Source organism: Paenibacillus sp. J31R120 (assembly GCF_056269225.1).
This window is the reverse complement of sequence record NZ_JBWDNN010000001.1, coordinates 571,428-583,855: the sequence shown is the minus strand read 5'-3', so window position 1 is coordinate 583,855 and position 12,428 is coordinate 571,428. Positions and strand designations below refer to the sequence as shown.

Annotated in this window: 12 protein-coding genes; 2 read left to right on the top strand and 10 right to left on the bottom strand. The window is 51.3% G+C overall.

From position 1 onward, the window contains the following. From ftsL to AC0YNW_RS02520, 8 genes are all read right to left on the bottom strand, one after another. Positions 1 to 402, bottom strand: coding sequence for a cell division protein FtsL (gene ftsL, locus AC0YNW_RS02555; RefSeq protein WP_475830638.1), 402 nt, complete (start codon positions 400 to 402; stop codon positions 1 to 3). 19 nt (positions 403 to 421) lie between these two features. Beyond that, positions 422 to 1,375, bottom strand: coding sequence for a 16S rRNA (cytosine(1402)-N(4))-methyltransferase RsmH (gene rsmH, locus AC0YNW_RS02550; protein WP_475830637.1), 954 nt, complete (start codon positions 1,373 to 1,375; stop codon positions 422 to 424). 47 nt (positions 1,376 to 1,422) lie between these two features. Next, on the bottom strand, positions 1,423 to 1,860 hold the full coding sequence (gene mraZ, locus AC0YNW_RS02545) for a division/cell wall cluster transcriptional repressor MraZ (protein WP_387471953.1): 438 nt from the start codon (positions 1,858 to 1,860) through the stop codon (positions 1,423 to 1,425). Positions 1,861 to 2,086: 226 nt separating this feature from the next. Then, on the bottom strand, positions 2,087 to 3,349 hold the full coding sequence (locus AC0YNW_RS02540) for an adenosylhomocysteinase (RefSeq protein ID WP_475830636.1): 1,263 nt from the start codon (positions 3,347 to 3,349) through the stop codon (positions 2,087 to 2,089). A gap of 29 nt (positions 3,350 to 3,378) precedes the next feature. Then, complete coding sequence (bshC, locus tag AC0YNW_RS02535) at positions 3,379 to 5,022, bottom strand: bacillithiol biosynthesis cysteine-adding enzyme BshC (protein ID WP_475830635.1); 1,644 nt, start codon at positions 5,020 to 5,022, stop codon at positions 3,379 to 3,381. 173 nt (positions 5,023 to 5,195) lie between these two features. Next, positions 5,196 to 5,594, bottom strand: coding sequence for a DUF3397 domain-containing protein (locus AC0YNW_RS02530; RefSeq protein WP_387471960.1), 399 nt, complete (start codon positions 5,592 to 5,594; stop codon positions 5,196 to 5,198). 15 nt (positions 5,595 to 5,609) lie between these two features. Then, the gene (locus tag AC0YNW_RS02525; RefSeq protein ID WP_475830634.1) at positions 5,610 to 6,578 is read right to left on the bottom strand and encodes a 2-dehydropantoate 2-reductase; all 969 of its coding nucleotides are present in this window, start codon (positions 6,576 to 6,578) and stop codon (positions 5,610 to 5,612) included. A gap of 109 nt (positions 6,579 to 6,687) precedes the next feature. Further along, positions 6,688 to 7,338, bottom strand: a complete 651-nt coding sequence (locus tag AC0YNW_RS02520) for an RsfA family transcriptional regulator (RefSeq protein ID WP_475830633.1) — start codon at positions 7,336 to 7,338, stop codon at positions 6,688 to 6,690. A gap of 266 nt (positions 7,339 to 7,604) precedes the next feature. On the opposite strand from AC0YNW_RS02520, the gene AC0YNW_RS02515 reads away from it, so the two are divergent. Beyond that, the gene (locus AC0YNW_RS02515) at positions 7,605 to 7,841 is read left to right on the top strand and encodes a DUF2626 domain-containing protein (RefSeq protein WP_119798306.1); all 237 of its coding nucleotides are present in this window, start codon (positions 7,605 to 7,607) and stop codon (positions 7,839 to 7,841) included. Positions 7,842 to 7,903: 62 nt separating this feature from the next. Here AC0YNW_RS02515 and AC0YNW_RS02510 read toward each other — a convergent pair whose 3' ends face one another. Next, positions 7,904 to 9,073 carry a class I SAM-dependent methyltransferase gene (locus AC0YNW_RS02510; protein ID WP_475830632.1) on the bottom strand — a complete coding sequence of 390 codons (1,170 nt, stop codon included), beginning with the start codon at positions 9,071 to 9,073 and terminating at the stop codon, positions 7,904 to 7,906. Positions 9,074 to 9,272: 199 nt separating this feature from the next. On the opposite strand from AC0YNW_RS02510, the gene AC0YNW_RS02505 reads away from it, so the two are divergent. Beyond that, entirely contained in the window at positions 9,273 to 10,373 is a 1,101-nt protein-coding gene (locus AC0YNW_RS02505; RefSeq protein WP_475830631.1) for a coiled-coil domain-containing protein, read from the top strand. Between the two features lie 575 nt (positions 10,374 to 10,948). Here the strand turns inward: AC0YNW_RS02505 and AC0YNW_RS02500 are convergent. Beyond that, a complete protein-coding gene (locus AC0YNW_RS02500) occupies positions 10,949 to 12,256 on the bottom strand; it encodes an ABC transporter substrate-binding protein (RefSeq protein ID WP_475830630.1) in 1,308 nt (435 codons plus the stop codon). Between the last annotated feature and the right edge of the window lie 172 nt (positions 12,257 to 12,428).

Genomic DNA, 12,428 nt, shown 5'->3' with positions numbered 1-12,428 from the left:
CTATTCATGCATAGCTATGCTGGGATTGACGTTATCTTTCTTCACGGTGATCCCGTTGTCCATATCACTCACCATGCCTTGCGTTTCCGCCAGCTTGCGGATACGCTCCGGATCGTTGAGCATTTCCACCTGCCGCTTTAACTCCGCCATCTCTACATTGAGCGTCTGTTGCTCCGAATTCAATTGTTTGATATGGAGATTCATATCGTAAATGTGCGCGAAACGAGAAATAATAATTCCGGCTACGACAACACAGATGATAACCGTGAACAGATACAAAAGCTTCTCCTGTACAGGCAATGACTTGCGTTTGATGACAACTTTCTTCGTTTCGCGAATAACTTCTTTCTGTTCCGGCTTTCGCTTCGGCTGAAGCGCCAGATTACCATTAACGTACGCCACTAGTAGATATCCCCCTCTTTTATCCCAGCTTTTGGGCTATTCTTAGCTTCGCCGACCGCGCTCTCGGATTATCCTCCAGCTCTGCCTCGCTTGGCAGAATCGGCTTGCGGTTAATGAGCTTGAGTATGCCTTTATTCCCGCATACACATAATGGAAAGTCCGGCGGGCATGTGCATTTCTCCACATACTTGGCAAAGATCTGCTTGCAGATCCGATCCTCCAAGGAGTGGAAGGTGATGACGGAAGCTCTCCCCCCGGGAGCCAAGCATCTGATGCTCTGCTCCAGCGCTTCCTCTTCCGCTCCCAGTTCATCATTGACTGCGATCCGCAGCGCCTGGAAGGAACGTTTGGCCGGATGGCCGCCTGTTCGGCGCGTTGCGGCTGGTATCGAAACCTTAATCAACTCCGCCAGCTCGCCTGTCTGTTCAATGGGTGCTTGCTGCCGGGCCTTTACAATATTTTTGGCAATATTGCGTGCAAACTTCTCTTCGCCGTACCTGTCTAGAATACGTGCAATTTCCCGCACGTCCCATGTATTCACGATTTCGTAGGCCGTCAAGTCGCTCTCTCTGTCCATTCTCATGTCCAGCGGCGCATCGTGATTGTAGCTGAAGCCTCTTTCCGCTTCATCAAGCTGCGGGCTCGACACGCCAAGATCGAACAAGATCCCGTCTACCTGCGGCATCCCGTCTGCCATCGGCACATCGCATCCCCGCAGCTCTTGCTCCAGGTAACGGAAGTTGCTTCGTACAAGCGTTACTTTATCGATATAAGGGGCAAGCCTCTTGCGCGCATTATCCAGCGCCCAGTCGTCCTGGTCGAATGCGATCAACCGTCCTCCTGCACCGAGGCGGGACGCAATTAGCTCACTATGTCCCGCTCCTCCGAGCGTGCAATCGACGTATATGCCGTCCGGCTTGATGGCCAGGCCGTCAACCGCCTCCTCCAATAACACGGTCTTATGCTGAAACACGCTTTCGTCCTCCCATTTCTATTGTCCACCCTGATGTCAGGCCAAACTTAAAAGTTAAAGTCAAAATCAACCAGCTTTTCGGCAATTTCATTGAAGGTCTGCTCCGATTGCTCGTAATAGCCCTCCCATGTCTGCTTGCTCCAAATCTCCACGCGGCTGGACACGCCCAGCACCATGCAGTCCTTATCGAGCTTCGCATATTCCCGCAGATGGCTTGGTATATTTACCCTTCCCTGTTTGTCCAGCTCGCATTCCGTCGCCCCGGAGAAAAAAAACCGGGTGAAGGCGCGCGCATCGGACTTCATAAGCGGCAGCGTCTTCAGCTTCTGCTCCAGCACGCTCCACTCGCTCATCGGGTAGACGAATAAGCAATTATCCAGGCCGCGTGTAGCGATAAAGGTTGAACCGAGCGAGTCACGGAATTTCGAAGGAATAATAATGCGCCCCTTCTCATCAATGCTATGTTGATATTCACCCATAAACATGATGCCGCTCCACCCCTTCCCCCAAACGCTCCACTTTGCCCCACTTTTCCCCACCTTGATACAGTAGTTCGCCACCTAAAATAAAAATCCTGCTCCAAGAGCAGGATTTTCGAAAAATATTTTAGCCTATTAATCATCTATTCCTAGCCGTTCTTCAAAGGTTAGTTCTTAAGGTCTAACTCCCTGTCTCACCACAGCAAAAGGTCCTAGGTGAATAGACAGCGAATTAATGTTCGGTCCAGCTGTCCAGATAAGCGATCTGCTCTGGCGACAGTTGGTCGATGCCAAAGCCCAGCGATTGCAACTTCAGTCTCGCTACCTGCTCATCCAGCTCGTAAGGAACGTTGACCACTTTGCTTCCGATAGATTGGAACTCATCGTTCACGTATTTCAGAGACATCGCCTGAAGCGCAAACGTCATATCCATAATCTCGGCAGGGTGTCCGTCGCCGGCTGCCAGGTTAACCAGTCGGCCTTCTGCCAGAAGGTAGATATTCCGGCCATCCTCCATTTTGTACTCCTCGATATTGCGGCGTACCGTACGCTTGCCGGTAGACATGGCCTCCAGCTCCACTTTGTTGACTTCCACGTCAAAGTGGCCTGCATTGGATAGAATTGCTCCGTCTTTCATCACTTTGTAATGCTCGCCGCGGATAACGTCGCGATTGCCCGTCACGGTTACGAACATATCACCAAGCTTTGCCGCCTCTTGCATCGGCATGACCGCAAAGCCGTCCATGTAAGCTTCTACTGCTTTAATCGCGTCAATTTCAGTCACGATCACAGTAGCCCCAAGGCCTTTGGCGCGCATCGCTACGCCTTTGCCGCACCAGCCGTAGCCGACAACAACAACGGTTTTGCCCGCTACGACGAGATTCGTCGTACGATTAATGCCGTCAAATACAGATTGGCCTGTGCCGTAACGGTTGTCAAACAAATATTTGCAGTAAGCATCATTCACAGCGACCATCGGGAAGCTCAGCGAACCTTCCTTCTCGAGTGCCTTCAGACGAATAATACCCGTCGTTGTTTCTTCCGCGCCACCGCGCAGATTAACCCCAAGCTCGCGACATTCGGAATGAAGCAGTGTCACAAGGTCGCCGCCGTCATCGATGATCAAATCCGGCTTCGATTCCAGTGCCTTGATGTTCAGCGCCTTGAACTCGTCTGACGACGGGTTGTACTTGGCGAATACAGTAATGCCGTCTTCTACAAGCGCCGCGCACACATCATCCTGTGTGGACAACGGATTACTGCCAGTAATCGTCACATCTGCGCCGCCTGCTTGAACCACCTTCGCCAGGTATGCCGTCTTCGCCTCCAGGTGAAGCGAGATCGTCACTTTCAATCCTTTGAACGGCTGTTCCTTCTCGAATTGCTCTTTGATCTTGTTCAAGACTGGCATATGGGCGCTTGCCCAATCAATCTTCAGATGCCCTTCCGGCGCAAGAGTCGGATCAGCGATTATGCTTCTTTCCAATTGGTTCACTATGATTCCCTCCAATAAAGTTCTTTACCTTACAAATATACAATTTCATGTCCGCCCGTGCGGTCATAGGGCGCATCAAGCAGCTTGCCTAACCAAGCATCGCCATAGCGATTCCAATAACCGACCATCGACAGCACGCGCTCCTGCGGCTTATTCGCTGGAAGAATGGAGCCAGCAATACGATCAAGCTGTCTGATCGATGCCTCGAATTGCTTATTGTGCGCATCCACCGTTTTGGATTCCATGTAGCTGATCTGCTCCAGGATTTTGGTCATGTTGGTTTCGCCCAGCTTGGCAAGACCTGCCTGTACGGAAGCCGCCATATCAACGAGCGGCTTATACATCTCCTCGAACGACGCTCTCACAGCACCGAACTTCTCTTCGATGGCCAGTCCGTCCTGTTCCTTCAGCCAAGCTTCCTTGCGGGCGTCGAAGCGTTCCATCACATCAGCGAACGACAGCTCGTACTTGGTCATATTTTTGGCGATCGTGCCTTCAATTAGCGTATAGGACATGCGCGGCACTATAATCGGCATCTCCATGCCAAGCGTTCGGAAAGCCTCGCCTGTAAGCGCCCAGTAGGCGATCTCCCCAAGGCCAAGCACTGTTCCAAGCACAGGGAACAAATAATCTTGCATGAGCGGGCGCGTGAGCACATTGTTGCTCAGCAGCTCCGGCTGCTCATCCGCAAAGTGCAGCAGCTCCTCCGCAGACCATGAGGAAAGCCCTTTCCGATCCTGGAAGGCTCCTTCTTTCTTATGAAGCAAAGTCCGCTCTCCGCCCTTCTCCGGATGGAACAGGAACACATTCGCGCTTCCCGGTACGACATCTGCCTGAAGCGTATAGCCAAGCGACTTCACTTTGCCTGCGGCTGATAAGTAAGCTTGCTCCAGCTCATCATTCCGTTCGATAAGCTTGCGGAACATCGGGGATTCCAAGCTGCGGATGTCTGGACAATCCGCATCAAGCAGCACAAGACCTTCCCCTCCGAACAAGCTGCTAAGCAGCCCCGCGAACATATCCGACAGCGAAGACGATTGCCGGGACAGGTCCGTCAGCTTCTCCAGCATATGCGGCTTAAACTCGGAATGAGGCAGCGATTGCTCCAGCTCAGCAATCAATTGCTCCCAACCTTCTGGCGCAATTGCCGTCCGGCTGACCGACGTTCTTGGCCCTTCCGGTCTGGCTGCCGCCAGCTTCTTCAGCTCCTGCTCTGCTGTAATGACAAAAGCATGATTCGCTTCATCCCAGTCATGGTCTTCTCCGGCGATCCAGAAGACAGGTACTACGGTTGTTCCAAGCTGCTCGCTTGCCGACTTCGCCGCGTTGATGATAGAGACGGCTTTATGTATGACAAGAAGCGGGCCAGTCCACAGCCCTGCTTGCTGACCGCCGATTACGACAGGCGCGCCTTCGCTAATTGCAGCAATATTAGCCAGCGCTTTCTCAGATGCTCCCCACTTTGCTTGATACGCGCTCAGGCTCTCTGCCACGTCAGCCGCATTCGCTCTGGTTGGAGTCAAGTCCCGCAATGCACGGTAACGACGCTCCCAATCTGATGCGGTACCTGCATGATAACCGTATAATTCCTCGATTCTTGCATCCGATCGATGAATGTATGCCTCCGTCAATGGCTGGGCAACGGGAAGACGATACGATTCTGTTGACATCATCAGCCAATCCTCCCTTATGTGTAATATTATGTTGAATGGGTCAGACGATCCGATCCGATACGGTACCCCATGTAAAAAGTAACGCCAAAGCCATTGTACACAAAGAACGATAGGCCCGTCAAAGCAAAAACGCCTCTGCGCGGCAGAGGCGTTTCTTCTATATATAGTGTCCTTTATGCGACGGTAAAAACAAGCTTGCTTAACAAAATCAGCATAAACACCAGGTACAACGCGGTTGTCGCAAAAAAACTTAGCCGCCAGATCGCCCGGAAGACGCGCTTGACGTCTACGTTGCCGCGCTTGCGGAACTGGGCGTTGCCCAGCAATCCGCCTGCGAGGATCATGACCAGCAGAATGCCATAAAGTCCAAAGGAGCTTTTGAACAGCATATTGAATAAAGCCGATACGCACAAAATAAAAAATACAGTCGATACGTCCATTGCCATAATGAGCGCCTTTTTTCGGTTCTGAACAACGGCGCCGTAGCCGAACAGAACGATCGCAAAAGGAAGAATCGGTATAACCGCGAGTGCCGTATAAACGATTTGTATGCTATTCCATATCGCGCCCATGCTTGTCCCCTCTCTTTAATGCATCTGTTCGTAAGATTCCACGATTGCCGCCATCGCCGCATTCATCGGTGCGTTCATCCCATACGAAGCAGCCAGCTCCGCCACAGCGCCATTAATAGCCCTTATCTCTGTCACTCTGCCTGCGCGGACGTCGGCCAGCATGGATGAGACATTGGCACTTGTCCGTACGCATACGTCCAGCACCCCTTCCCAGCTGTCGCCGGGATCTTGCATCCCTGCTCTTATTAAAATTTCTAACGTTTCATTATGTAATGCCCGCATTATATGTAGACGCCGCTCATGCTGAGGGAGCTCGCCATTGGTCACATCAAAGATTGCAGTTAGCGGATTAATGACCGCGTTGATCAGCAATTTATGGAAAATCCGATTATTGATCTGATTCGACAAGAAGGCCTGAAATCCTGCCTTTTGCAGAGATAATAGAAACTTTTTTTGAGATTTTGCGCGATTTTCGTCAATCTTGGGGCTATTCTCGGCTATTTCACTAATCCATAGCTCACCAGTACCGGCAAGTCTGACCGTTCGCTCATCCTCGCGTTTAGCTCCCATCGTGGTGACAGCCGCATAGACAGGCACGCCGCCTAGTCCCGCGGCCAGCTTCTCAAGATGACCAATGCCATTCTGCAAGCATAATACGGCTGTATGGCTGCGTGCCTGTGCCATTACACGAAGGTGTCCGATAAGCTCATCATCAATTGCCGTCTGCTTGACAGCAAGTATGATCCAGCTCTCCCCCCCGTTCCTTGGCGACTGGACCGATAGGCGATGCCTCTCCATCGGCTCGCACGCCAGCCGAACCGTTCTGCCGCTCCCTTCCGTGTCCACCAGCCGAATGCCGGCTTCTTCTATACGAAGGGCCTGCCTCACCGTCCGCGTCCATAATGTCACGGCTTCTCCCGCCGATGCGAGATTGGCCGCAACCCATAGCCCTATAGCTCCCCCGCCCACAACCTCGATTTGCAAGTTGCTGCCCCCTGTCCTATCGCTTGTCACCCGTATTATACACTGGGCCCTTTTCAGATGAAAAGCCCGCCGTATCATATACGGCGGGCTTCCCTAGTATCGCTATAACTTATTCAATGCGTTCCAGATTGCCATTGGCATCCATCTTGAACCTGGGCTTTGCTTCCTCTTCACTGGACAACACGGTCAGCCGACGCGCGCGATCCATAATCTGAATGAGGGTTTTGTAGTCGTCATTTACAGCACGGTAATCCGTCTGAGCACTGTTCGCTTCCTTCGCCAGTCTCTCATTCTCGCTGCGCAGCCGGTAAAGCTCTTCTTCCTTGTCTTTCAAATCCTTCTCGAACAGCTTGATCTGCCGCGACAAATCCTGGTAGGTGGCCTTCCAGCTTCTAAGGAAGCGGATTACGGCGTCAATCGAAATTCCTTCGTCCAGTGTGACTACATCATGCTTGAATGAACGTTCTTCTGTGTCATATACCGCAAGCGATGAAACTTGTGATGTTGCTGTAACAGTCTGCTTTTTCAAGTAATTGCGTTTTTGACGCTGTTGCTTGGCAATCTGTATCGCATCCTCATAACGCTTGCGAACACAGCTGTTCCAGCGGAAGCCGCAAGCGGCGGACGTGCGTCCGATTCTTTCGCCCACTTCTTCGAATGCTGCGAGCTGTGTGCTTCCTTCGCGAATATGGCGTAGAGTTACCTCTGCGAGAATGAGATCATCGTCCGGGCTCCACGCGTCTTGTCTAACTGCTGTCATGCAATCAAAACCTCCTAACGTAAAAGGCGCTTACTTATCTCTATGCCCTTGGTAGAGTTCATAGAATCTATTGGATACTAAATTGTATAACCAATTTTTTGCGACCTCATACATGATTAGGATGATTCATGAGCAAACTGTATAAAACAATAACATGTTTAGTCAAAAAAATTGTCAATTCGTCACGGTTTTAGGTTTACACTCGCAGAGGCAAACGTTATAATGAAGTTTAGAAAATCGGCGCAGGGTAAAAAGGGGGATGTAACATGGCACGCATGTATCGGGTACTTGGCTTCTGGTGTTTAGTCATCGGGCTTATGGCTTTTGCAGGCCATATGACGGAATTCGCGCTGCTCTTCTTCGCGCAAGCCGTCGCTTTCGTATTCTTGGGGTACTTGAATTTCTCCGAAAGAACGTACATAATGATGTTCTGGGGTTATATGGCGGTTTCCTTCATTGGATTCACCTATTGGTCAGTCTTCAAGATGAGCCTGCCATTCTAACAACAACAAGAACAAACAAGGCTGTCTGTACTGCGAGTCACTCGCATGCAGACAGCCTTTTTCTATGTCTTCCTCAAGATCATCACCTTGAAGCTCTCGCTCATCCCGTCGCTCAGCAACAGCTGCCTGACCGCCCTATTGCGTCTGGCCTCCTCGCCAAAGGGATTGGAGCCATCATGGCTGCCAAGCAGCTCAAAAATCCCGTTGTCCAGCAGAAACTGCTTTTGCGTGTTGTAATAGTCTACACGGAATCCGGCCTCCTCCGCCGATGTCCGTATAAAGGAGAAGGAGACATGAGCGGTAATATCCCTCTCTCCTGCATGTCGGAAGGGCGAATCGCTGGCCTGGTGGCGCAAATAGGTCATAAGCGTCCCCTGCATTCGGTGCTCCGCCGCATACTCGTCCGCTTCATAGCCGTAATCAATTAACATGACGTGGTCACCTGCATAAAGCAAGTGTCCAAGCTGCAATAGCCAATCGCGTGCTCCCGGGCATAGTTCTGTTATTTGACCGTCCCGCAAAACAATGCCGTCCCTCTCCAGCCACTCAAGAAAGTCCTTATTCGATATAGGCATCTCTGTATAAATAAAACCTTGACCAGGCGCAACCGCAACCCCCAGCTCCTTATATGCATCCCCCTTGCGAATGATCCGGTGAACGGGAAAAGCGTCGAGCAGCTCATTAGCAATGAGCAGAACCGATTCTTTCCTTTGCCGGGACTCCCAATAAGTTAAACACTGACTGGACGAAAATACCGGTGGAGCGCCTGGCAATCCAGCCTTCAGATAGGACTCCTTTACTTTCGTCCGATGCCCGGGGTGATCGTCTATCAGCACTTGGCTGAAGCGCTCCTCCCATCGGGGCGTTAGCCTGCGCAGCGACGCGGCGATGCCTGCGGACAATCGCCCCGTACCGGCCCCCCATTCGGCAAGGACAACTGGCAGGCCCAGTGTGGACTGAAGCTTTAAGGCATATCGGGATACGACCTCCGACATGACGCTGCCGATGGCAGAGCTCGTATAGAAGTCTCCTTCCTTCCCGACTCTTGTTTCGCCTGCACGGTAATAGCCGTTGGTTTCATCATACAGGCAGGCTTCCATATATTCATGAAAGGTAATGCAAGGCAGCAATTGTGTTGCTCCGCCTGGCAGTACGTACCACCCCTTCTGGCGGGACCGACTAATATGATCAGCGATTCGATGGGCCAGCGGAGTATCTGGAAAGCTTGTCATGGCATGTTTCACCCTTTTCCAAATGTAAGATATAATAGAATTGGCTTCCGCATAAACTAGTTGGTGAGCTTGTGCTTACATAGTAAGGATTGCTTCGCAAACCTTAGTAATGCTTACGAAGCAAGGTTTGCTTCGCAAACCTTAGTAATGCTTACGAAGCAAGGTTTGCTTCGCAAACCTTTTAGAAGGGAGGATGACGTTGACTGAATTCAACATCCGGAGACGAATCGCAGCCGCCCTGCTGGCATCGCTGCTCTGCGCCTTCATCATGCTCCGGCTGCCTGTGCTCGCCGAAGAGCGGGCCAAGTCCCCCGACGATCTGCACTCGCTTCTGGAGAAAAGCCTGTCAGTCGTTGAAATTGACAAGGAGATCGCCCGAATCCAGCAAGAGAAGGAAGCCCTGCTCCTTACGATGACAGAAGCGGAGAAACAGCTCGCCACACAGGAGCTTGCTATAGACGGCAAACGGGAGCAGGCTGGAGATGTATTGCGGGCCTATTATATGGGTGAGAGGGACATGTTGTACTTGTCCTTGCTGACGACAGATTCGTGGACGAATTTTTTTACATTGCTGGACTATATTGATATTATTATCTCGCAAGACAAGCATACCTTGAATGCTTACATCGGGCAATATCGGGATTTGCAGGACCGTTATGCCAAGCTAGAAGGCAAGCAAGCCGAGCTTATGGCTATGGAAGAGAAATTGAACCTTCAACGGGATAGAGTATTGGCGCTGGAGTCTCAGCTTGAAGGCGAGTTGGCCGGACGCTCGGACAGCGACCGCATTCGCCTGTTGATCGAACAACTAACAGGTTTTTGGGAATCTGCAGGCTTGAAGGAAGTCCGCGCCTACTTCGGCGCGTTGTCCCAGTCGATGGGCAAGCTTCCGGGTTGGATTCAAGACAACAAGGATTTGATGGAGATCAAAGGGCTGCAATATACGATTCGTGTGCCTGAAGATAAGTTGAACGAGTTTTTGCGCGAGCAGGATGAGCGGTTCAATGACTTCTCCTTCCGGTTCGAGGATGATACCATCACCGCCTTCGGAAAACGTGACAATATAGAAATCAGCATCTCTGGTCATTACAGTCTGATTCAGGAGCCGCGCAACGGACTGCTCTTCCATGTCGACGAGCTGCTGTTCAATGGATTCATGCTTCCGGACACGACACGCAAATCCTTGGAGGATGAGTTCGATCTCGGATTTTATCCCGGTCTCATTACGACATTTCTGAAAGCCAAGTCAGTAGAGATCAAAGACGGCGAGCTGATCATCAAGTTGAGTGTTACTTTGTAGACGTGTCAACTTGTGGCGACTAATTAAAGAGTAGTTAGTTTGGTGCCGGGTTAGGTGATTTATTTGGTGCGGTCGTTTGTGAGCAGGTTAGGAAGTCTAATTTGTTGTGGTTGGTTTGGTGAGCGAGTTAGGAAATCTATTTTGCTGTAGTTAGTTTGGTAGGCGGGTTAGTTTGTTAAACTCATAAGAAAGCGCAGGGTCCATGGCTAAATCAGCCGTAGAACCTGCGCTTATTGTTTCTTCGAAGTAATCTCCATTCTCGCGATTAAGATGATACCGTCGATCGTGAGCATAACAGACAAGTAACTAATTTTTCAGCAGCTCGGTCGGCTCTTTCACGGCCTGCAAGCCGAATTTCTCGGCTTACAGCTGCTCGGCATCCTCTTCCACGGTCTGCAAGCCGATTTTCTCGGCCTACAGCTGCTCGTGCCGCTCTTTCCCAGTCTGCAAGCCGATTTTCTCGGCTTACAGCTGCTCGGTCTCCTCTTTCACGATCTGCAAGCCGATTTTCTCGGCTTACAGCTCCCGACTCTGCCAGCAATTCCGCAGTACGCTCGCCTCTCACCAAACGCAGCCTATTCCTCCGCTTCTTCGGCTGCAATCTTTTGCACGAACACATCTGTCTCCCCACCTGCTGCCTTCCACGCGCTAGACCAGTCCTTCCAGCGCTTCGGCCAGTCAGGATCAGGCAGCATGTTGTCGGTACTCTGTACCTTAGCGCTAAGAGCCTCCAGCCACCAGTATGGCGGTGTATCGCCAGACTTCGTAATCAGCCTCATCTGATCGTACAAGGACGGCCTCACCGGCAGCTTGCCGCCCTCTTCAAAGTCCTTCAAGCTGCTATACGGGCTTGTCATCTCCTGTATCCACAGCATAGCCTCACTCTCCGAAGAACTGCTCGAACTAATGGCAAAGCTGGCTCCGTTGAGCCATGGATAATGAATATCCTGCTGCTCCACGATCAGCTTGCTGCGAGCCGATTGGCTTAAGCCGCTCAGCTCCTCCCACGGCATGATGAGCATAAGCAGTCTCTGCTGCTCAATGAGTTCATTCAGCTCTGTCGAGCGATGAGACGGAATCGCGGACACTTTCCCTGCCGATTGCATCCAGGTTAACCGGTTCAGAAGCGGATCCGGCAGCGCATGCAAATTAATGAGCCGCTCCTTGCCGCCACTCATCCGGTTTGACCAGACGAGCAGCTGCTCTAACTCATCAGGGCTGAAATTCATCAGGTACAGCTCTTGGCCAGGCTCAAGCGATGCCCGCGCTGAGGTGATCTTCTCTACCACCGATTGAAAAGCATCCCATTGTTTCGGCGGCTCCGACAGTCCTCCCTCAGCCAGTAGCTCCTTGTTCCAAGCCACTACATATGGATTAATCCGATAAGGCACCGCCCACAAGTAACCGTTCCACTTCAGCGTCTCCATTAATCGCGGCAATTGATCGGTCAATACTTCTCCTGTCATCAGACTGTCTACCGGCTTCAGTAACCCTTTCACTGCAAGCGGAATAACGCCCCCATTGTCGAGCAGCATCACATCAGGAGCCGTTCCTTGATTGCTCAACGTCAACAGATGCTCATATCTGCCGGCGCTATTCCGTTCATTAGAGATATCAACCTGGATATGCGGATACTCTAGCATAAATCGTTCCGTACGCTCTACCAGCCGAGCGTAATCTGCGGATGGCAAGGAAACGTTTACATAAAGATCAGTCGACAATTGCGTAATTCGCTGGCCCCCAGCCGGCTCTATCGGCGTAATTCCGTCGGATTGATTCACTCTATTCCAGTTCCAGCTCACAGATCGCGAGAAATACAGCAGCAACAAAGCGGTGAGTAGCAGTGCACCGATAATGAGCGGCGCATACTTGCGAGGAGACACAGCTTTCTTCCTTTCCGGCTACCTTGGTTATGGGTATAGAATAGCAGTTTGCAGCCGACTTGTACAACCCTAATGAGACAAAAGAACGACGAATTTTCCTGAAAACGATTTTCCAGCTCTATGGACAAATGAAACTAACGTTAAAAGAGGGTTATCCCTCAGCGATAGCTCG